Source organism: Acinetobacter sp. 161(2023) (assembly GCF_037027805.1).
GTDB lineage: Bacteria > Pseudomonadota > Gammaproteobacteria > Pseudomonadales > Moraxellaceae > Acinetobacter.
This window is the reverse complement of the sequence record NZ_JAZEYD010000013.1, coordinates 14856-36089: the sequence shown is the minus strand read 5'-3', so window position 1 is coordinate 36089 and position 21234 is coordinate 14856. Positions and strand designations below refer to the sequence as shown.

23 protein-coding genes are annotated in these 21234 nt (G+C 39.3%); 14 read left to right on the top strand and 9 right to left on the bottom strand.

The window, feature by feature from the left end; all coding sequences use genetic code 11:
• Positions 1–12 precede the first annotated feature (12 nt).
• The gene (locus WA249_RS13455; RefSeq protein WP_003653025.1) at positions 13–1002 is read right to left on the bottom strand and encodes a LysR family transcriptional regulator; all 990 of its coding nucleotides are present in this window, start codon (positions 1000–1002) and stop codon (positions 13–15) included.
• A 587-nt stretch (positions 1003–1589) separates the two neighbouring features.
• Between WA249_RS13455 and WA249_RS13450 the strand changes: the two genes are divergently transcribed.
• Positions 1590–3194: an isocitrate lyase gene (locus WA249_RS13450; protein ID WP_252609648.1), complete on the top strand. Its 1605-nt coding sequence runs from the start codon at positions 1590–1592 to the stop codon at positions 3192–3194.
• A gap of 59 nt (positions 3195–3253) precedes the next feature.
• Here WA249_RS13450 and WA249_RS13445 read toward each other — a convergent pair whose 3' ends face one another.
• Positions 3254–3724 carry a copper resistance protein NlpE gene (locus WA249_RS13445; RefSeq protein WP_336169393.1) on the bottom strand — a complete coding sequence of 157 codons (471 nt, stop codon included), beginning with the start codon at positions 3722–3724 and terminating at the stop codon, positions 3254–3256.
• A 186-nt stretch (positions 3725–3910) separates the two neighbouring features.
• On the bottom strand, positions 3911–4234 hold the full coding sequence (locus WA249_RS13440) for a hypothetical protein (RefSeq protein ID WP_336169391.1): 324 nt from the start codon (positions 4232–4234) through the stop codon (positions 3911–3913).
• 200 nt (positions 4235–4434) lie between these two features.
• Here WA249_RS13440 and WA249_RS13435 point away from each other — a divergent pair, with 200 nt between their 5' ends.
• The 8 genes from WA249_RS13435 to WA249_RS13400 all read left to right on the top strand — a co-directional run bounded on the left by WA249_RS13435 (position 4435) and on the right by WA249_RS13400 (position 10197).
• A complete protein-coding gene (locus tag WA249_RS13435; RefSeq protein ID WP_336169389.1) occupies positions 4435–5310 on the top strand; it encodes an urease accessory protein UreD in 876 nt (291 codons plus the stop codon).
• A gap of 101 nt (positions 5311–5411) precedes the next feature.
• Positions 5412–5714 (top strand): urease subunit gamma, encoded by a 303-nt coding sequence (gene ureA, locus WA249_RS13430; protein ID WP_002117495.1) that lies wholly within the window; start codon positions 5412–5414, stop codon positions 5712–5714.
• Between the two features lie 11 nt (positions 5715–5725).
• Positions 5726–6034, top strand: coding sequence for an urease subunit beta (locus tag WA249_RS13425; protein ID WP_336169388.1), 309 nt, complete (start codon positions 5726–5728; stop codon positions 6032–6034).
• A 37-nt stretch (positions 6035–6071) separates the two neighbouring features.
• Positions 6072–7772, top strand: a complete 1701-nt coding sequence (gene ureC, locus WA249_RS13420; protein WP_336169386.1) for an urease subunit alpha — start codon at positions 6072–6074, stop codon at positions 7770–7772.
• Positions 7773–7844: 72 nt separating this feature from the next.
• Complete coding sequence (gene ureE / locus WA249_RS13415) at positions 7845–8327, top strand: urease accessory protein UreE (protein WP_336169383.1); 483 nt, start codon at positions 7845–7847, stop codon at positions 8325–8327.
• Positions 8314–8979 carry an urease accessory protein UreF gene (locus WA249_RS13410; protein ID WP_336169381.1) on the top strand — a complete coding sequence of 222 codons (666 nt, stop codon included), beginning with the start codon at positions 8314–8316 and terminating at the stop codon, positions 8977–8979. Before ureE ends, WA249_RS13410 begins: the two co-directional genes overlap by 14 nt.
• 24 nt (positions 8980–9003) lie before the next feature.
• The gene (ureG, locus tag WA249_RS13405) at positions 9004–9618 is read left to right on the top strand and encodes an urease accessory protein UreG (RefSeq protein WP_002117800.1); all 615 of its coding nucleotides are present in this window, start codon (positions 9004–9006) and stop codon (positions 9616–9618) included.
• 9 nt (positions 9619–9627) lie between these two features.
• Entirely contained in the window at positions 9628–10197 is a 570-nt protein-coding gene (locus tag WA249_RS13400; protein ID WP_336169379.1) for a HupE/UreJ family protein, read from the top strand.
• 41 nt (positions 10198–10238) lie between these two features.
• On the opposite strand, the gene rsmD is transcribed toward WA249_RS13400, so the two are convergent.
• Together rsmD and mrdA are read right to left on the bottom strand one after the other, a co-directional pair.
• Complete coding sequence (gene rsmD, locus WA249_RS13395; protein WP_336169377.1) at positions 10239–10790, bottom strand: 16S rRNA (guanine(966)-N(2))-methyltransferase RsmD; 552 nt, start codon at positions 10788–10790, stop codon at positions 10239–10241.
• Positions 10790–12802, bottom strand: a complete 2013-nt coding sequence (gene mrdA / locus WA249_RS13390) for a penicillin-binding protein 2 (protein WP_336169375.1) — start codon at positions 12800–12802, stop codon at positions 10790–10792. The genes rsmD and mrdA overlap by 1 nt, the downstream gene beginning before the upstream one ends.
• A gap of 235 nt (positions 12803–13037) precedes the next feature.
• Between mrdA and WA249_RS13385 the strand changes: the two genes are divergently transcribed.
• The 4 genes from WA249_RS13385 to WA249_RS13370 all read left to right on the top strand — a co-directional run bounded on the left by WA249_RS13385 (position 13038) and on the right by WA249_RS13370 (position 15880).
• Positions 13038–13556, top strand: coding sequence for a hypothetical protein (locus tag WA249_RS13385; protein ID WP_004793942.1), 519 nt, complete (start codon positions 13038–13040; stop codon positions 13554–13556).
• A gap of 61 nt (positions 13557–13617) precedes the next feature.
• Positions 13618–14931 carry a hypothetical protein gene (locus tag WA249_RS13380; protein ID WP_016138897.1) on the top strand — a complete coding sequence of 438 codons (1314 nt, stop codon included), beginning with the start codon at positions 13618–13620 and terminating at the stop codon, positions 14929–14931.
• 86 nt (positions 14932–15017) lie between these two features.
• Positions 15018–15671 (top strand): adenylate kinase, encoded by a 654-nt coding sequence (gene adk, locus WA249_RS13375; RefSeq protein WP_016138896.1) that lies wholly within the window; start codon positions 15018–15020, stop codon positions 15669–15671.
• 71 nt (positions 15672–15742) lie between these two features.
• The gene (locus tag WA249_RS13370; RefSeq protein WP_336169372.1) at positions 15743–15880 is read left to right on the top strand and encodes a hypothetical protein; all 138 of its coding nucleotides are present in this window, start codon (positions 15743–15745) and stop codon (positions 15878–15880) included.
• A 37-nt stretch (positions 15881–15917) separates the two neighbouring features.
• Here WA249_RS13370 and nth read toward each other — a convergent pair whose 3' ends face one another.
• A complete protein-coding gene (gene nth, locus WA249_RS13365; RefSeq protein ID WP_017391676.1) occupies positions 15918–16607 on the bottom strand; it encodes an endonuclease III in 690 nt (229 codons plus the stop codon).
• A complete protein-coding gene (locus WA249_RS13360; protein ID WP_336169370.1) occupies positions 16608–17399 on the bottom strand; it encodes an RnfABCDGE type electron transport complex subunit B in 792 nt (263 codons plus the stop codon). It lies immediately after the preceding gene.
• A gap of 271 nt (positions 17400–17670) precedes the next feature.
• Between WA249_RS13360 and gdhA the strand changes: the two genes are divergently transcribed.
• Entirely contained in the window at positions 17671–19074 is a 1404-nt protein-coding gene (gene gdhA / locus WA249_RS13355; RefSeq protein WP_336169367.1) for an NADP-specific glutamate dehydrogenase, read from the top strand.
• A gap of 55 nt (positions 19075–19129) precedes the next feature.
• Here gdhA and WA249_RS13350 read toward each other — a convergent pair whose 3' ends face one another.
• Both WA249_RS13350 and WA249_RS13345 read right to left on the bottom strand, forming a co-directional pair.
• Positions 19130–20239, bottom strand: coding sequence for an META and DUF4377 domain-containing protein (locus tag WA249_RS13350; RefSeq protein ID WP_336169365.1), 1110 nt, complete (start codon positions 20237–20239; stop codon positions 19130–19132).
• 169 nt (positions 20240–20408) lie between these two features.
• Positions 20409–21185, bottom strand: coding sequence for a DODA-type extradiol aromatic ring-opening family dioxygenase (locus WA249_RS13345; protein ID WP_336169363.1), 777 nt, complete (start codon positions 21183–21185; stop codon positions 20409–20411).
• Between the last annotated feature and the right edge of the window lie 49 nt (positions 21186–21234).

Below are 21234 nucleotides of genomic sequence, written 5' to 3'. Positions count from 1 at the left end.
ATTAAAATTTATTTAATAGTGAGAAAATTGTGAATTGTTGGTTAGAAATTCACGGTTTTCCTCTTCAATCATTTGACGAGCAACAAATAAGATAAGTTGGCGCAGCCAGCGATGAGCAGGGTGATGATGTAATAACGGACACCAAGCCATTTTAAGTTCGAACTCTGGAATATAAAAAGGAGGATCCTTTATAACCAGTTTAGGATTTTGTGTTTGTAGGCGTGCCATCCGTGTTGGGAGGGTGGCAATAAGGTCTACATTTTGAGCAAGTAACGCTGGCATTTGGTAGTGGCGAGTAAATACAGAAATTTTACGACGCTGACCAATACGTTCTAATGCTTGATCAATCCAACCTAAACCACCTTGTTTGTCGGGGTTTACGCCAAAACCTACACCCATACCTGTTTTAGAAACCCAGATATGTTGTGCATCTAAATAGCTTTTCAAATTTAGATGAGTCACAGCAGGGTGTTTGTCGTTAAGAATACAACTGAAACTATCACGCCAAACTAAAACCTGATGGAAACTTTGCGGTATTTCATTAAATCTATTAATTGCGAGATCAACTTTACCTTGTTCCATGTCTCTATAAGACACATCACTTGGTGTAAGAAAATCAAGAACAACGTTTGGAGCTTCAGAGCGGAGCGCTTTTACAAGACGAGGAACTAAAGTTGCCTCGGCATAGTCCGATGTCATAATGCGGAAAACGCGATTACTGGTATAAGGGCGGAATTCGGTACGGGGTTCCAAAATCATGGAGAGATCAGCAAGTGCATCGCGAATACGAGGTTGTAATTCAAGAGCACGTTCTGTTGGAGTCATCCCTTCAGAAGAACGGATAAGAAGAGGGTCATTAAATAAATTACGTAAGCGACGTAAAATATTACTCATGGCAGGCTGAGTTACCCCAAGTTGTTCGGCTGCGCGTGTAACATTTTTTTCACGAAGAAGTACATCAAGATATATTAATAGATTAAGATCTACTCGCTCCAGATTCATAAAAAAAATACCGAAAATAAAACCCTGAAATTGTTTCAAATTATGCCATATCTAATAACTATTGTGTGAAAAAATGATGAGAAAAACGACATTTTTTGTAGGAATTAAGTAGGTGTAAAAAGTACTTCAAACGCTCGATTTTATTGTCTTTTCAGCATTTTTAAGTATGAAGGTGACAAATAGAATATATTTATATATAACTTATTACTTTCTAGCATGAAAATTGACTTTTAACATTGGCATAATAGCCTAATTTACAATTGACTTTTAAGGTTAAAAATGGGTGGAAAAAACTTCAGAAATTGTATAAAAATAAGACTTACTAAGTTTTTAGAATAAAATTCTATACTCCTTTAGAATAATTTTATTTTTATAAACAAAGCGTTAAAGTTTTTGGTTTTATCTATAATATCGATTTATCGGTACATTTTTTAAATAAATACTGAAGATTAATAAAGGATATTGGATTAATTGATTGGCTAAGTCTAAGCTGTGTTCATGAAGAAGCAGCTGGTGTCATAAGAAATTTAAGTACATGACTCTAGGCTTTAATCGATGAAATCCTAAAATGAATACAGGACAATATCATGACTACATATCAAACAGCGATTGATGCAATCCGCGAACTAAAAGCAAAATTCGGTAGCACTTGGCGCGATATTAGCCCAGAAGATGCTGCACGTATGCAAATGCAAAACCAATTCAAAACTGGTTTAGACATTGCTAAATATACAGCTGCGATTATGCGTCGTGATATGGCTGCTTATGATGCTGACTCTAGCAAATACACTCAATCATTAGGTTGCTGGCACGGTTTTATCGCACAACAAAAAATGATTGCGAATAAAAAATACTTCGGTACTACTGAACGTCGCTATATCTACCTTTCTGGTTGGATGGTTGCTGCTCTTCGTTCTGAGTTTGGTCCACTTCCTGACCAATCTATGCACGAAAAAACTTCAGTACCTGCATTGATCGAAGAAATCTACACTTTCTTACGTCAAGCTGATGCAAAAGAATTAAACGATTTATTCCGTGCGCTTAAAAAAGCAAACGAAGCTGGTGATACTGCTAAAGCTGCTGAAATCACTGCTCAAATCGATGGTTTCCAAACTCACATCGTACCAATTATTGCGGACATCGATGCTGGTTTCGGTAACGAAGAAGCGACTTACTTACTTGCTCGTAAAATGATTGAAGCTGGTGCTTGTGCGCTTCAAATCGAAAACCAAGTATCTGATGCGAAACAATGTGGTCACCAAGCTGGTAAAGTAACTGTTCCACATGAAGATTTCATCTCTAAAATCCATGCATTACGTTATGCATTCTTAGAAATGGGTCTTGATGACGGTATCATCGTTGCACGTACTGACTCTGAAGGCGCTGACTTGACTCAAAAAATCCCAGTGGTTAAAGAGCCAGGTGACATTGCTTCTCAATACATTGGTTTCTTAGACACTGTTGAAATTGACATTGCTGATGCTCAAGAAGACGAAATCTTGATTAAACGTAATGGTAAATTACACCGTCCTAAGCGTTTAGCTTCTGGTTTATATCAGTTCCGTGCTGACACGCAAATTGACCGTGTTGTACTTGACTGTGTATCTAGCCTTCAAAATGGTGCTGACCTTCTTTGGATTGAAACTGCGACTCCAAACGTAGAAGAAATCGCTCACATGGTTAACCGTGTTAAAGAAGTTGTTCCAAATGCTAAGCTTGTTTATAACAACAGCCCATCATTCAACTGGACTTTAAACTTCCGTCAACAAGCTTACGATCGTTGGGTTGCTGAAGGTAAAGATGTATCGAATTACGACCGTGCTAAATTAATGAGCGCTGAGTACGATGCTACTGAATTAGCTGCTGATGCAGACGCTAAGATCCGTACATTCCAAGCAGATGCTTCTCGTGAAGCGGGTGTGTTCCATCACTTGATCACACTTCCTACTTACCATACTGCTGCTCTTTCTACACATGAGCTTGCACAAGGTTACTTCGGTTCTGAAGGTATGTTGGCTTATGTTGCTGGCGTACAACGTAAAGAAATCCGTGGTGGTATCGCTTGTGTGAAACACCAAGCAATGGCGGGGTCTGATATCGGTGATGATCACAAAGAAATATTCTCTGGTGACAACGCACTTAAAGCACATGATGATGCTAAAAATACAATGAACCAATTCGCAGCTCACTAAGAATTGATTTCAAAAGAAAACCCGCTCACATGAGCGGGTTTTTTTATTATTAAAAATAATTATTTTTTCAATACATAGTGCTCAGCTAAAGAGCCTTCAACTTTCTTACCTTCCATATCTAAAGCGGTTGCCGTATTTTCACCAATGAAGAATTTACGGTTTTGAGATTTATCATCTAAGGTAATTACAGAAGTATTATCTTTGTCAAAAGTAAACGTACCATGGGTTTCAAATGGTTTCTTATCACCTTTGCCAAGATAGGTTTCAGTCAATTCATAAGTTTTATTATCTTTTAACTCTAATTTAGTTTTGATACCTTCACAGTCTGCACATGGAAGAGTGCCTTTATATGTTCCGTCCCAATCTAGTGAGTTTTCGGCTGTATGCGCGGTATCTACTGCATTGTTATTCATCTCTGTAGTTTGTGCTGGAGCAGAGGCTTGTGTTGTTGTATCGGCTTTATTTTCGTTTTTGCTACAAGCAACAAGAAGAGCACTTACAAGTGCAACTGATAATAATGTTTTTTTCATGATGATCTAAACCTCGGAAAATAAATAAAAAACAAGTAAACAGGCTATGAAATATGAGAGCTTAATAAAAGTTTAAGTATGTAATTTAATTTTAACAAAAGGTAAAGTGAGTAAATTTTGAATAATTATTAGAACAAAAATAAAAAGCAGGTATCCACTAAAACAATTTAATGAATACCTTATAAATTACGGTTGCGCTGAAACTCCACCTAGAGAGTCACATGCTGATTTATAAAGTTCATATTGTTGCTTTACCACTTCATCCAAAGGCATAGCGAATAATTCTTCACCATCGTTATAGCTTTTTACATAAGAGGTTGCTTTGTCTTTACTGACTGCTAAAGTTTGTTGGTAATAAGAATTGATAGAACTTGTAGGTATTTCACTTGTTTCAACATTTTTACATTGAAAATTATTTAATAGTTTTTCTGCACGTTTGACCTCACTAGATTGGCCAAAAATACACCCAGTTAAAAATACAAATGGTACTAACACGAAAAAGATTTTCATGGAAAAATTTATAAGAGCGAGGATGGGCGCTATTGTATAAACAATTCCATAAGTTACTGTGGTTTTATGTTAGACATTGATTATTTTTTAACTCATTAAAATCGAAAAATTGTATCTAATTTTATCAATTGCCTTATTTTGATATTTGGTGCGTATTTTGCTTATAGGTTTAAGCACTTCTTTTGAACATATGACCCAGAATGAATCAGGCACAACCGTTTTCAAAAAATTCTTCAGCACCATTTTGGTATGCGCAACTAGAACTCGGTTTTTGTTTTGAAAATTCACGCACCATAATGAGTCATAGAAAGCATTGTGGCCCTGTTAGGGTGCAAAAAATGCTCTGGCCTGAAAGAACCGGTGTATGCCATGCGATTATTGTACATCCGCCAGCAGGAATTGCAGGAGGAGATCATCTTACTTTTGAAATTGAAACTAAAGATCAAGCTCATGCGGTAGTAACGACTCCTGGAGCAGGGAAATGGTACAAAACCAATGGGAAGCAAGCTTTTCAGCATATTCATTTACAAGTGAAAGATCAGTCCATTTTAGAATGGGTTCCACAAGAAACGATGTTGTTTGATGGGGCTTTAGCGCATTCAGAAACTCATATTTATCTTGATCAGGCTGCAAGTTTTATTGGGTGGGATATGCTGGTACTTGGGCGGCAGGCACGTGCTGAGCGTTTTGTTCAGGGGAGTTATCACAACCAATTTAAATTGTGGCGGGAACATAAATTGTTGGTCGCAGATACATTGTATTTTGAAGGAGAAGATCGTTGGCTGAGTTCATGTTTAGGCATGAATAATCAAGCCGTAATGGGAAGCTTTTGGGCAGTGGCTCCTGAGGAATATCGGTCATCATTTTACTTAGAACAACAGTTAGAACTCATTCGAGAATTAATGATGCGTATGCAGGCGCCTGTCACATTAACCTTATTGGATGATGTGGTTTCTGCCCGTTTTTTGGGAAATGATGTCCGACATTGTCATGATACATTTGCAGCTATACGAGCAAGATTAAGACATTATTGGTTTGATTTAGAAGAAGAATTTCCAAGAATTTGGAAAACCTAAGTTACGTTAAATTGCGTATTTAAAAAACAGTTAAAACAAGTATGCTGTTTTTGAGCACGTATTTTGCTTAAAGAAAGTTAGATGCTATTTAGGAAAGAGAAATGGAACTCAATCCAACAGAAAAAGATAAGTTACTCATTTTTACTGCGGGCTTAGTGGCTGAGCGCCGTAAAGCTCGTGGTTTGAAACTGAATTATCCGGAAGCTATTGCTTTTATTTCAGCAGCTTTACTTGAAGGTGCACGAGACGGCATGACGGTCAGTGACTTAATGCATTACGGTACAACTTTATTAAAGCGCGAAGATGTAATGGATGGTGTGCCAGAAATGATTGCTGAGGTTCAGGTCGAGGCAACTTTTCCAGATGGCTCGAAATTAGTCACTGTTCATCAGCCAATCGTATAAAAGGAACGCTTATGATCCCCGGCGAAATCATCACCCCAGATGCCGATATTGAACTGAATGTTGGGCGACAAACTTTAAGAGTTGTAGTTGCCAACATTGGTGATCGGCCTATTCAGGTGGGTTCTCATTTTCATTTTTATGAAGCAAATGATGCATTACAGTTTGATCGCGAAATGGCGAAGGGTTTTCGACTGAATATTGCAGCTGGTACAGCAATTCGTTTTGAACCGGGACAAACTCGAGAAGTGGAGCTTGTTGCTTTGGTCGGTAAACGAGAAGTTTATGGTTTCGCAGGCCGCGTCATGGGTAAGTTGGATTAAACATAACAACTATAATGAAAGAGATGAGTAATAAGTTATGAAAATGTCACGTCGTGCATATGCTGAGATGTTTGGTCCAACGGTTGGTGATCGTATTCGTTTGGCTGATACAGAGCTCTTTATTGAAGTTGAGCAAGACTTAACGACTTATGGTGAAGAAGTTAAATTTGGTGGTGGAAAAGTTATTCGTGACGGGATGGGGCAATCACAGCTTTTAGCTGATGAAGTTGCTGATACGGTCATTACCAATGCTTTAATCGTGGATTGGTGGGGAATTGTTAAAGCTGATGTGGGCTTAAAAAATGGCCGAATTTGGAAAGTCGGAAAAGCTGGCAACCCTGATATTCAACCTGACATTACGATTCCTTTAGGAGCTGCAACAGAAGTAATTGCGGGTGAGGGGCAAATTTTAACAGCAGGCGGTATTGATACGCATATTCATTGGATTTGTCCTCAACAAGTTGAAACTGCGTTAATGTCGGGTACAACAACAATGGTCGGTGGCGGTACAGGACCAGCAGCAGGAACCTCTGCAACTACCGTGACTCCGGGACCTTGGCACATTGCTACCATGTTACAGGCCATTGATGATTTGCCGATGAATATTGGTCTATTAGGTAAAGGTAATTTGAGTTTACCAGACCCAATTCGAGAGCAAATTAAAGCTGGGGTGATTGGCTTAAAGCTGCATGAAGATTGGGGTTCAACACCAGCAGCTATTGATAACTGCTTGAGTGTGGCGGACGAGTTTGATGTGCAGGTGGCAATTCATACAGATACTTTAAATGAAAGCGGTTTTTTAGAAGAAACTTTAGCCGCATTTAAAAATCGTACGATTCATACCTACCATACCGAAGGTGCGGGTGGTGGGCATGCACCTGACATTTTAAAAGCGATTGGGCAAAGTAACGTATTGCCATCTTCAACTAATCCAACGCGACCTTATACGATTAATACCATTGATGAGCATTTAGATATGCTTATGGTTTGCCATCATTTAGACCCTGCAATTGCTGAAGATATTGCTTTTGCAGAAAGCCGTATTCGCCGTGAAACCATTGCCGCTGAAGATATTTTGCAAGATTTAGGCGCGATTGCCATGATGTCATCGGACTCTCAGGCGATGGGTCGCGTGGGTGAAGTGATTTTACGTACTTGGCAAACTGCCCATAAAATGAAAATTCAACGTGGTCCTTTAGAGGGTGACAATGAATTTCATGATAACAATCGTGTTAAACGCTACATTGCCAAATATACAATTAACCCAGCAATTACCCATGGTCTAAGCCATGAAGTCGGTTCGATTGAAGTCGGAAAACTTGCTGATTTAGTGTTATGGAAGCCAGCCTTTTTTGGTGTGAAACCTTCGATGATTATTAAAGGTGGCATGATTGCAGCAGCGCCGATGGGTGATATTAATGCTTCAATCCCGACACCTCAACCAGTGCATTACCGTCCAATGTTTGGTGCCTATCCACGTGGTGTTCATAACACTTGTATTACCTTTTTATCTCAAGCAGCGATTGATGAAAAAGTTGCTGAAAAATTAAACCTCAAGAAGCTAATTAGTCCGTGTAAAAACACGCGCCAAATTAGCAAAAATGACATGAAACACAACACATATTGCCCTGTCATGCATGTACATCCCGAGACTTACGACGTACGAGCTGATGGTGAGCTATTAACGTGTGAACCTGCTGAAGTATTACCCATGGCGCAGCGTTATTTCTTGTTTTGATGAGTTTTATCGGGGTGATTTACCTCGTTAATTTATACATATGAATGAAATAAATAAGGAGAGAAGAGCTAAATGAAAATCTATACACAACGCCTTGAACATATTTCTCCTGATCAAACATTTGAAACGGTTGAACTGACTTTTGATACACGCCAAAAATCTCGCTTTCGGGCGACTTTAGTGAGTGGTGTAGATATTGGTGCTGATTTACCACGTACTGGCATTTTGCGTAGTGGTTCATATATTGCAACTCAACAAGGTGATGTACTACGTGTAGATGCTAAGCCTGAACATTTGATGCAAGTCAGTGCAGCAAGCGATTTTGATTTGCTTAAAGCGGCTTATCACCTTGGTAACAGACATGTGCCATTAATGTTGACGCCTACAGCTTTATATTTTGAACCTGATCATGTGCTTGCAGAAATGGTAGAGGGACTGGGGCTTACAGTCTCAGAAACTGAACATCCGTTTGAACCTGAAAGCGGCGCCTATGCACAGCATAGTCATGACCACCGCTTAAGCCCAATCAAAGCTTTGCATCATGTCCATTCATAACGCAGCGCAATTACTTCAATTGCTGACATTATCTTCTACGGCACTGCCAGTTGGAGCATATTGTTATTCACAAGGTGTAGAAACAGCCATCGATATTGGCTTAATACACAATGAAACCTCAGCAATTGCTTATTTTGAAGAAGTGCTGGAAATGCTGTTAGTACGGTTTGAGCTACCAGTATTAAAACGTCTCATGCAATATCATGATGACCAAGATCAGTTTCTGGTTTGGGCAAATTTATATAAAGCAAGTCGAGAAAGCAAAGAGCTTTTGGCAGAGTCTCAGCAGCTAGCATTTTCTTTGAATGCGTGGATTAGAGATGTTTTAAAAGAACCTGTTGAAGTTAAAAAGCAGTTTGGTTTTGTGCCTGTCTATGCACAGCTCTGTGGTCGACTTGGGCTTAACGATGTTGACGTGCTCACAGCTTATACCTTTACCGTTTTAGAAAATCAGGTTTTAGCAGCAGTAAAAACTGTTCCTTTAGGGCAAATGGCTGGGCAAAGAATTTTATGGCACTTACATGGTTTAGTGCCCCAAGCTGTGGAAAAAGCCTTGCAACTTGCTGATGAGCAATTAAGTAGTGCTTTACCTCGTTATGCGATGCTGAGCATGAAACACGAAACACAATATTCACGGTTATTCAGATCTTAAGTTTAGGAAAGAAGGATAAAAATCATGACAGAACGTAGTCCATTACGAGTTGGAATTGGCGGACCGGTAGGTTCGGGTAAAACTGCGCTTACACTTAATTTATGTTTAGCCTTACGTAATAAATACAACATGGCTGTGGTGACAAATGATATTTACACCAAAGAAGATTCAAACTTTTTAACCCGTAATGAAGCGATGTCGCCAGATCGTATTGTGGGTGTAGAAACAGGTGGTTGTCCTCATACAGCAATTCGTGAAGATGCTTCAATTAACTTGGCTGCAATTGATGATTTGTGTGAAAAGTTTGAAGGCTTAGAACTCATTATCATTGAAAGTGGTGGCGATAATTTAGCTGCAACATTTAGTCCTGAGCTTTCTGATTTAACTCTATATGTGATTGATGTGGCAGGCGGAGAAAAAATTCCTCGTAAAGGCGGGCCTGGCATTACCAAATCAGATTTACTGATTATTAATAAAACTGACCTTGCGCCAATGGTCGGTGCAAATCTTGATGTGATGGATCAAGATGCGAAACGCATGCGTGGAGAAAAGCCATTCTTATTTTCAAATATGAAAACGCAAGATGGTCTTGAAGAAATTATTCAATTTATCGAGAAACAAGGGCTATTTAAAGCTTAAGGAGAGATTATGAACTTCATTAAAAAATGGGGCATAGGGCTCCTTGCATTGTTACCTACACTTGTAATGGCACACCCAGGACATGACCATGAACATTCGGGTTTTATGGCAGGCTTTATTCATCCATTTACTGGTTTAGATCACTTAGTAATGGCTTTAGCTTTCGGTGTTTTACTCTGGTCAGCAGCTAAGCAATGGAAAATTGTAGGTGTAATGACTTTGAGTGTTACCCTAATTATTGGCTTTTTAATTGGTGCTCAAGGCTTAGTGCCTGCAAATGTCGCTGAATATGGAATTGTTGCTTCTTTAGTTGTTACAGCAATTGCTCTATGGACAAAATCAAATCGGATTTTACCTATAGCTGCGGCATTACTTGTAAGCTTTCATGGCATAGCACATGGTGTTGAGTTATCACACGCAGGCCATGTCGTGGCATTAGTAACAGGTATGGTTGCAGCTATGGCCTTAATTTATGTCGGTGGATTGGCATTAGGTGCTGCGCTTACACGATATGTGCCATATGGCAAAAAAATTGTTGGCGCCTGTGCAGCAGTTGTTGCAGTGATTGGATTAAGTTAGTCATAACTTTAAAAGTAAAAGGTAGCACTAGCCTACCTTTTTTATTCAGCTACTTTCTGATAAAGCCCTGCATGAACGGTACCAGCTTTCGTTGTTTTAACTTGTTGCCACGTTGAAGGGAGGAGAAGTTGAGATAAATCTCGATCAGCTTCCACATAAATATACCCATTCTTTTTAATATGTGGTTCTGCCAAGTTTGAAAGTTCTTGCCATAAATCTAGACTATAAGGTGGATCTAGAAACACAACATCGAATTGTTCTTTTAAACGGGGTAATGCTTGTTGAGCAGTCGCATTAATTAAATGACATTTTTGGGCTTTTAATAGCTCAACGTTATCTTTTAAAAAACGTGCCTGAGTTTTGTCTGGTTCAATCATATAAACTGACGCAGCACCACGTGACAACGCTTCAAAGCCTAATGCGCCAGAGCCTGTGCAGATATCAAGCACATGCGCATTTTGAATATCCCACATGAGCCAGTTAAATAGAGTTTCACGGACTCTGTCTGGGGTTGGGCGTAAACCATCAATGCTAGCGAAGGGAAGGACTCGCCTTTTCCATTCGCCACCAATAATACGTAATTGATTTTTCATTAGTCATCGACCTCATTGGTGGCAGGGCGAGCTGGGGTAGCCTGTGGTGTTGAAGCTGCAGGTGAAGTAGTTGATGCTGGAGTAGAGCTAGCAACTTCGCCGCCGCTTGAGAGTTCACCTGGCTTAATTCCAGCGGTCATCAGTCCACCATTGACTTGATGGTTTGCTGGTCGGACTGGATTTTTCTTACGAGTTAATAGCCAGTAATCAAAAATAGGTCTTGCAAGTTGAGCAGCCGAACCACCATGACGACCATTTTCCCAAATCACGGCAATCGCAATTTCTGGTTTATCAGCAGGTGCAAATCCAACGAATAAACCATGGTCAAGTTGGCGTTCGCTCAGGGCTGACTCATTGTAGCGTTTACCCTGTGCAATACTTTTAACCTGTGCAGTTCCTGTTTTTCCTGCAATTTGATAGAGAGGTGTACGAATGCCTCGGCCAGTACCTGATTGAATTACGTCAATCATGGCATCGCGCATTTGAACCCAGTCTTCATCCGTTCCATTGAAGTTAATTTTGCCATCAGGTGCATTACGTACAGTAAATGGTTTTGCACCATGAGTTGCCCGTAAAACATGAGGGGTGACATGAGAACCATGATTGGCTGTAATTGCAGTCGCCATAGCAAGTTGTAAAGGTGTAGCTGTAAATGCACCTTGACCAATACTCACAGAAATAGTTTCGCCCTTCATCCATTTGGCTTTGCGAGTACGCATTTTCCATTCAGGATTTGGATAAAGACCTTCACTTTCACTTGGTAAGTCGACACCTGTTTTTTGACCGAACCCAAATTGACGCATCCATTGGTTCATTTGATCAATACCCATTTGATGGGCAAGAATATAAAAATAGGTGTCACATGACATAATGATGGCTTTATGCATGTTTACGATGCCATGACCGGTTTTTTTCCAGTCGCGGAATTTATGAGAATCACCAGGTAAGTGAAAATAACCAGGGTCAGAAATTGCTGTTGACCAGTTTACAATACCGTAGTGTAAGCCACCCATTGCTTCCATTGGTTTAATGGTAGAACCTGGTGGATATGCACCTTGTACAGCACGGTTATAAAGCGGTTGATCTAAACTATCACGTAAAGAACTATAATCTTTATGGTTAATACCAGTCACAAATAAATTAGGGTTGAAACTTGGACTAGATACTAAAGCTAGAATTTCACCAGTACGAGGGTCGATAGCGACAATGGCACCACGACGGCCTGCGAGCTGTTGAGATGCAACAACCTGTAAACCATAATCTAAAGATAAATAGAGGTCATTGCCACGAGTAGGGTCTTTACGGCCTAAATGGCGCAATATGTTACTGTGAGCATCTGCTTCAACAGATTCATAACCTGGTGTGCCGTGTAGCAAATCTTCATAGCTTTTCTCAACTCCAATCTTTCCAATTAGGTTGGTTCCAGCATATAAATCTTTATCAATACTTTTTAATTCTTTATCGTTAATACGCCCGACATAACCAATCACATGAGCAAATAATTCACCGTGTGGATAGTAACGGGTCATTTGCGTTTCGATTCTTACGCCAGGAAATTTATATTTAGCTTCGCTGAACTTTGCAATATTGGCTTCAGTTAAATTAAGTTTAATCGCGACACGTTCAGTTTTTCGAGCAGTTTTTATACGACTTTTGAAGCGGTCAATATCTTCTTGTGTGAGATCTAAAATAGGCTGTAGCTGCTCAACAACATGGTCGGCATCTTCCACATCTGTTTTACTTAATGTTGCTGTAAAAACAGGATAATTATCTGCCAGTAATACACCATTTCGATCATAGATATAACCACGAGCTGGTGGAAGTGGTTGTAAGCGAATTCGGTTTTTATCAGATGCAGTAGAAAATTCGTCGTAGTGAAAAATTTGCAAATAAGCGTATCGGCTAATCAGCACTAATAAGCAAACGATAACCAGACCTACGGCAAAAAAGATTCGTCCTCGATAAATGCGCTTTTCTTGCTGGATATCTTTTAAAGGAAAGTGCTGCTTCATAAGGATCGACTTAATGACATAGGGTGGAAAAATAGCTGCTTATTCTAACGCAAGAGCGTTTAAAATATTGCATAATTTTCAAAGTTTCAGTGCATTTCGATAAGATACTTTTTGACTTTGCAGACAACAAAATTGTAGATACTTGTATATAAGAAGCAAAATAATTCTGTTAAAGTCTCTCATTCAATAGAATAGGGTTGTTCTCACCATACGATTAGGGAAAATGGAGAAAATAATGAGAAAAATTTATCCCTTACTTGCAGTTTTGACGGTAAGTAGTTGGGCCCATGCTCAAGACTATTCGTTTCTTCCAGAAGCAAAATTAGCAGGACATACTGCATCTACGTGGAATGTGGGTGCTGGTTTTACACAAAAACTATTACATTTAAACGGCGAATGGGTAAACCCTTATGGTATTGCCTATGCAAAAGTTGGCGCATTTTTGAATGGTGACAAAACTGCCGGCGGCCAAGTCGGGTTTCGATATCCTTATTATCTTACTGGCACAGATAAAAATGGCTACTATATCGGTTTTTATGCTGGGCATCTCGATAGTAAAGAGGTCGATGGCGATTATAAATCCCGTTTAGGCGCTGGTGTCGATTTGGCCTATGTATTGTTGAATTCAGAAAGAATTAGTACTTTTAGTGTGGGTATTGGTGCGGCGGAAAAATTAACTGACCAAAATGGAGCAGTTGCTGCGGATACTAAACCACAAATTCAATTTTCTTATTCTCTAAGTTTTGGTTTATAAAACAAAGCAGTTTATCGTTAACTCGCCATAAGCAGAGCACAAATAAATACGAGAGTCTTACATGTTAGAGTACGTCAGCGGATTGTGGCAGACCTTTTTACACAGACCTGATTTTTGGGCCGTTTTGAGTATCATTCCAGTCACTGCCTTTGTTACATGGGCACACGTTTGGATGGCTTTAAAAATGGTGTTTTACCCAATTAAATTTTGGGGATTCCATTTAGGTCCATTACCAGTAGGTTGGCAAGGTATTGTGCCACGTAAGGCTGGACGTATCTCAGGTATTATTACTGATAATACTTTATCTAAATTAGGTTCATTGCGTGAATTTTTAGAAGCAATGGATCCTGAAGACATGGCACGCATTATTGGTGAGCAGGTTGGGTTTGAACTTGAACACCTGATTGATGAAGTCATGATCGATCGTAATGCCGTACTTTGGGAAAATTTACCTTATTCGATTAAACGCCGTATTTATGCTCAGGCACATAAACAATTACCAGGCGTGCTAAGAGAATTAGTGACTGAGCTGACTATGAACGTCGAGTCACTGGTCAATATGCGTGAAATGGTCGTGAGTCAAATGGAAGGTGATCGCCGTTTGATGGTACGCATGTTCTTAAAAGTTGGACAAAAAGAAATCAACTTTATTTGGCATATTAGCGCTTTAATTGGAATGTTCTTTGGTATTTTCCAAATGATTGTTTGGTTTGTCGTACCTTGGCACTGGACAGTCCCATTTTGGGCTTCAATTTGGGGCTTTTTAACGAACTGGATTGCAATCTGGATGGTGTTTAACCCTCTTGAACCACATTATATTCGTTACCCACAGATTTTTAGATTAACAGAAGATCGTAAGTTTCCTTGGATTGTACCCGTTCTTCGAATTGGGACCTATAATTTCCAAGGTGCTTTCATGAAGCGCCAAGAAGAAGTCTCTGATGTGTTTTCAAGCGTAGTAACAGAAGATTTGATTACGTTAAAATCGATTATGACTGAAATGATGTACGGGCCACGTAAAGATAAAACCCGTCGTATTGTGAAGCGTCATATTAACGAAATTATGGAAACACCGTTAGTTCGTACATCTTTACAGCTTTCTTTAGGGCCAAGAGAGTACGCAAGGTTAAAGACGGACTTGATTGATCGTTCAATTGAAATTACGATGGGACCCGTATGTGACCCTGCGCTAAACGCAAGCCGGGCACAGAAAATTTTTCAAATGTTTAAAGAGCGTATTCGCGAACTGACACCAAAAGAGTTTCAGAATTTGTTACGTCCTGCATTTCAGGAGGATGAGTGGATTCTTATTGTACTAGGTGGGGTAACCGGATTTATTGCTGGTACAATACATTTGTTTGTGGCTTTCTTATAATTCGATGTCGGGCAGGATCTATTGAAGATTAACGAGACTTTTTCTGCCGGGCTTCACATTCATTGTTTTAAATGAGGATGTTTTTTATGCGCATTATCTTACTCGGACCACCTGGGGCAGGCAAAGGGACTCAGGCTCAGTTGATCTGTAAGCGCTACAATGTCCCACAAATTTCAACCGGTGATATGCTCCGTGCTGCGATTCGTGAAGGTACTGAATTAGGTCTAAAAGCTAAAAGTGTAATGGAATCTGGTGGTTTGGTTTCAGATGAACTTATTATCGGTTTAGTAAAAGAACGTATTGCTCAGCCTGACTGTGCAAATGGCTGCATTTTCGATGGTTTCCCACGTACTATTCCACAAGCTGAAGCTTTGGAAAAAGAAGGGATTAGCATTGATCACGTGATTGAAATTGACGTTCCTGACGAAGAAATCGTACAACGTCTTTCTGGTCGTCGTCAGCATCCAGCTTCTGGCCGTGTTTATCATACAGTTTACAATCCACCTAAAGTGGAAGGTAAAGATGACGAAACTGGTGAAGATCTTGTTCAACGCCCAGATGACCAAGAAGAAACGATCCGTAAACGTTTAGCTTCTTATCATACAGAAACTGAGCAATTGGTTGGTTTCTATCAAAGCCGCGCTGCATCTGGTGAGAATGCACCGACTTATGACAAGCTTGATGGCTTGCGTACAATTGAAGATGTACAAAAAGATTTGTTCAACATCTTAGACAAATAATTTAATATTGTTTGTGATAATGAGCCCTCTTTGTGAGGGCTCTTTTCTTTCATTCGGTGCAGGAGAACAATATGAAAATCATATTGATTTTGGTGGTATTGCTAAGTCTGGCACTCGTCATCTTTTTGAGTTATCAGAGTTATAAAATGCTTAGGCAGGTACAAAAACAAGCAAAAGAAGAGCGTAATCAGAACAAACGTCTAAAGTAAGATTGACCGGGTATATTATCTATACCCAACCATATTTTTAAGCTTCAATATTTTTAATAGTAATTTGTTTTTGTGCGCCAAATTCAAAGCGATCAGGCCAGTTGCAAACATCTGCAACTACACATTCAGCACATTTCGGTTTACGAGCGATACAACAATAACGGCCATGTAATATGAGCCAGTGATGTGAATCTAAAATAAATTCTTTAGGAATGACCTTAATTAAGCGGTGCTCAACTTCAAGTACATTTTTACCTACGGCTAAGCCAGTTCGATTTCCCACTCGGAAAATATGGGTATCGACAGCCATAGTCGGTTGCCCAAATGCTGTATTTAAAACAACATTTGCGGTTTTACGTCCGACGCCTGGTAAAGCTTCCAAGTCTTTTCTGTTGCTTGGAACTTCGCCGTTAAATTGCTCCATTAAAATCTTACAGGTCTTAATAACATTTTCGGCTTTCGCGTTGTAAAGGCCAATTGTTTTAATATATTCCTTTAACCCATCTACGCCCAAGTTATAGATTTTCTCGGCTGTATTAGCTACCGGGTAAAGTTTATCAGTTGCCTTATTTACACTCACATCGGTCGCTTGAGCTGACAACATAACTGCAATGAGTAACTCAAAAGAAGATGAGTATTTTAACTCGGTTTGAGGAGACGGCCGTTGTTCACGAAGGCGTTCAAAGAAAATTTGAATCTGCTTTTTCGTCATATTTTTGACAGCCATTCAGACCTCCTGTAGTTGCATGAGTTGTTGTTGTAGTTCTTCGAGTTGAAGACGCTTTTTAGCATCTTCACGCACACCTAGCTGTTTTTCCAGTTTCTTAATTTGTGTACGAATTTTAGCTAACTCAATTGTAGTTTTAGCATCAGTTAGTACAGTCTCTTTAGGTTTCTCGATAAGTTCAATTGACGGTAATTCATCAAGTGCCTGAGAAAACTGCGCAAACAGTTGAGTATCAATTTCAGCACGTACCACAGGCCCTTTACGGTGACTACGACGCTTTTCTTCACGTTGAATGTGAGCGTAATAGCGTTGTCTTAAATCATCTTGCTCTGCGTTACGCTGTTGTTCATTTGGTAAGGCTTGTGTGTCCTCAACCAAATCAATGCAATCTACTGGACACGGTGGAATGCATAGCTCACAACCCGTACATAAGTCGGTCAAGATGGTATGCATGAGCTTACCACTGCCAATAATAGCATCTACAGGACAAGCACTAATACATTTGGTACAGCCAATACATTCATCTTCACGAATAATTGCTTTCATTCGCTGTGGGCGACCATCTGTTTGTACAGGCCATACGCTACTTTCAGCAATTAATGGAGAGCGATTTAATAGATTTGCGAGTGCATCAGCAACAGGTTGTCCACCTGGAACACATTTATTTGCTTCTTCACCTTCAGCAATCGACTTTGCGTAAGGTAGACATCCATCACGATGTCCACATAGACCACATTGTGTTTGTGGTAATAACGCATCAATCTCGCGTATGAGAGAAATAGATGAATTCATAGTGGGCAAATAGCTTGGTTAAAACGATGCGATAATGAAGAAAAACCTAAGTAAGGTCAATGGATTTTAACGAATTTATCGGGTTTTAATTGACCTAAAATGTCGCCAATATTGCACAATAATAGATCAATAAAAGTGAAAAGTTAAATGACTATTTCTTATTTTTAAGCAGTTTTTCTAAAAATAAGTTTTTGATAATTAAGGTGAATAAAATAATTTAAAATAACTATTGTTAAAATTGATGGAAAGGGATTTAATATTTTGCTGCTAAATGATGCATTTAATAATGTATTGCACCAATTTAATTCATTACTATGCTGAGGACCGTGCATTGAAATATAACAACCTGAATGAATTCCTGAATTACGTGCAAGCGCGTGATCCGCATCAACCTGAGTTCTTACAAGCTGTCGAAGAAGTAATGACGAGTTTGTGGCCATTTATTGAAAAAAATCCGGAATATGCAGAGCAGGGTTTGTTAGAGCGCTTAGTTGAACCTGAGCGTGTGATTCAATTTCGTGTTTCATGGATGGATGATCAAGGTCAGACTCAAGTTAACCGAGCTTTCCGTGTTCAATACAATTCAGCAATTGGTCCATTCAAAGGGGGAATGCGTTTCCACCCATCGGTCAATCTATCAATTTTAAAATTTTTAGGTTTTGAGCAGACTTTTAAAAACTCACTTACAACCTTACCAATGGGTGGGGGGAAGGGTGGTTCAGATTTCGATCCTAAAGGTAAATCTGATGCTGAAATTATGCGATTCTGTCAGGCACTCATGATTGAGCTGTATCGTCATTTAGGACCGAATACTGATATTCCTGCGGGAGATATTGGTGTGGGTGCGCGTGAAGTCGGTTATATGGCAGGTATGATGAAAAAGCTGAGTAATGACACCGCTTGTGTCTTTACTGGTAAGGGAATTTCATTTGGTGGTAGCTTAATGCGTCCTGAAGCAACTGGCTATGGTACGGTTTATTTTGCAGAGGAAATGCTAAAAGCGCGTGGACAATCTTTTGCTGGTAAAACAGTATCTGTTTCTGGCTCTGGTAACGTTGCACAATATGCAGCAGAGAAGGCCATGTTCTTAGGGGCAAAAGTTGTTACGTTGTCTGACTCTAACGGCACAGTTTATGTAAAAAATGGTTTTACAGATGAGTTGCTTGTTGAAGTCATGAATCTTAAAAACGTTAAGCGTGGTCGAATTTCTGAGTTTGCTTCTAAACATGGTTTTGAATATTTTGAAGGAAAAACGCCTTGGCATATTCCTGTCGATATTGCTTTACCATGCGCTACGCAAAATGAATTAACAGGTGAAGATGCTAAAACGCTTATTGCAAATGGTGTAATTTGTGTGGCTGAAGGCGCAAATATGCCATCTACACTTGAAGCAGTTGAACACTTCATCGAAGCTAAAATTTTGTATGCGCCAGGAAAAGCATCTAATGCTGGTGGTGTTGCAACGTCTGGTTTAGAAATGTCTCAAAATGCAATTCGTTTAAGCTGGACACATGCTGAGGTTGATGAACGCTTACATGCAATCATGAAAGACATTCATGCCAATTGCGTAAGATACGGTACCAAAGAAGATGGTACTGTTAACTATGTTGATGGTGCCAATATTGCAGGTTTTGTAAAAGTAGCTGATGCAATGCTTGCTCAAGGTATTTTCTAAAAATAGAAATAAAAAATCCGATGCAAAAGCATCGGATTTTTTTTAGTCTAAAAACTTATTTTTTAGGTTTTTTAACTAACTCTTGCTCTACAACCATATCTAATACATCAGCTTGACTAGATTGGTCTGCTGCTGGGTTTTTCACTTCAAAACGTTTTACACGTAAAATTACGCGTTGATCTGGATTGTGTTCAAAACCTTCAATTTGGCCATAATATAATGACCAGTTTTTGTCAGCGTAAGTTTTAACGCCTTTGTCATCATATTTAATTTCACGAACTTGCATACAAGTTTGTGGGGCAACACCAGTACATGATTTAGTTTGTGGAGCAACTTCTAGGAAAACAGTTTTTCCTTCAGATTGATATTTTGCTTCAGGTGTCATTTTACCAGTAAAGGTATATTTTTGACCTTGAGCATCAGATACCGTTAGAGTTGGTTGATCAACGTTTGTGGTATTGAGTTCAAATGGAATCGCACGTTTTTGGAAAAGGCTGCTAGAAAATTGTTCCTGTTTCATTAAAGCAGGTTCACATGCCATCATAGTCGACATTACATCAGCAGTTACGATGGTGTTGTTTTCAACTTTCCAAGTTGTTCCTTGGCGGTTACAACCCGTTGCGATCGATAAACGGTCGTTGGTAAAGTTAAGAACGATAGGTTTTTTTGTATTTTCAGGCTGATAAGACCAAGAGTAGTCTGTTAAAGCTTGAGTATTTACTGCTTTTTGACCTTGGAAAATATGCTTTTGACCAGTTTTATCTGTCACGCTTAAAATCACCTGACCATTATTGTTGCTAATTTCGATTGGTAATTTCGCGTCATTAAAGATGCTATTAGAAAGTTGTTCTTGTTTCATTAAATCATCTTGGCAAGCCATCATGGTTGAAACAAGATTAGAAGTAACAAGTTGGTTGCCTTCAACTTTCCAAGTACCGCCTTGACCATTACAACCTGTATTGATTGCTAATTTGCTATCTGCATTAAAGTTAAGGATAAGTGGTTTAGAAGCTTTTACATTTTGATAAGTCCAAGCATATTCACCTAAAGTGGCCGCAAGGTTTTGTTGTTGCTCAGATACAATTGGAGCCGGAGTATTCGTAACTGTTTGACATGCCATCAAAGAAAAAGGTAATAACGCAAGAATTAAATATTTAATTTTCATTTAAAAAACTTCAAGTAAAAAAACAACAGCAATAAGCTTAAAACATTCTTAAAAAAAGAAAATGTAAACATTTGATTGTTTCGGTTTTTAAAATGTATAAGTTTGTAAGTTATTCTAGTTTTCAACAAAAATAATGGTATACCCCGAAAAACGGGGTATTTGTTAATAATTAATCAAAACGATAGATATCCATGCCTAGTGAGCCCATTGTGAAGCTACTATGAACAATCGTAAAGCGATTGCCTGTGCCCATAGCAAAAAACAAAGGGGCAAAATGTTCAAGGGTAGGATGATTACGTTTTACATAGGGCAATGATTGCCAATCCAGTACGCCATCATAATCTTGATGTGTAAGTTTATTCACAACAGCATTTCTAAAAGTCGAAGCCCATTCAGGAACTTTAGAGTTGTCTCCTTGCCAAGATAACTCTGCAAGATTATGGGTAATACTGCCTGAACCAATCAATAAAACTTGTTTGTCCCGTAAAGGCGCAAGTGTTTGCCCTATACGATAAATTTCTTGTGCGCTTAAATTGGTTGGCAAAGAAATCTCGACCACAGGTATGTCAGCATCAGGATACATATGCAATAGAGGCATCCATACGCCATGGTCACGAGGACGTGTACTATTCGCATGTGCAACAAGATGAGCATCTGCCAGTAATTTTAAGATTTCTTCAGCGAGTTCTGGTTGTCCAGGTGCGCTGTAGCGAATTTCATATAACTCTTTAGGAAAGCCGCGGAAATCATGCCATGTTTCTGGACGTGTCGAAATACACACTTCAAGTGCTTTACTTTCCCAATGGGCAGACATCACAATGATTGCTTTTGGTGTGGGAAGATTTGCACCTAAACGATGTAGAGCAGGTCCTACTTGTTCTGGATCAAGTGCAAGCATGGGTGAACCATGTGAAATAAACAGTCCAGGAAGGGTTTGTAGTTCCATTGCATTGCACCTGAGTTGAAAAGCAGAATAATAGTCATTATGCCAAAAT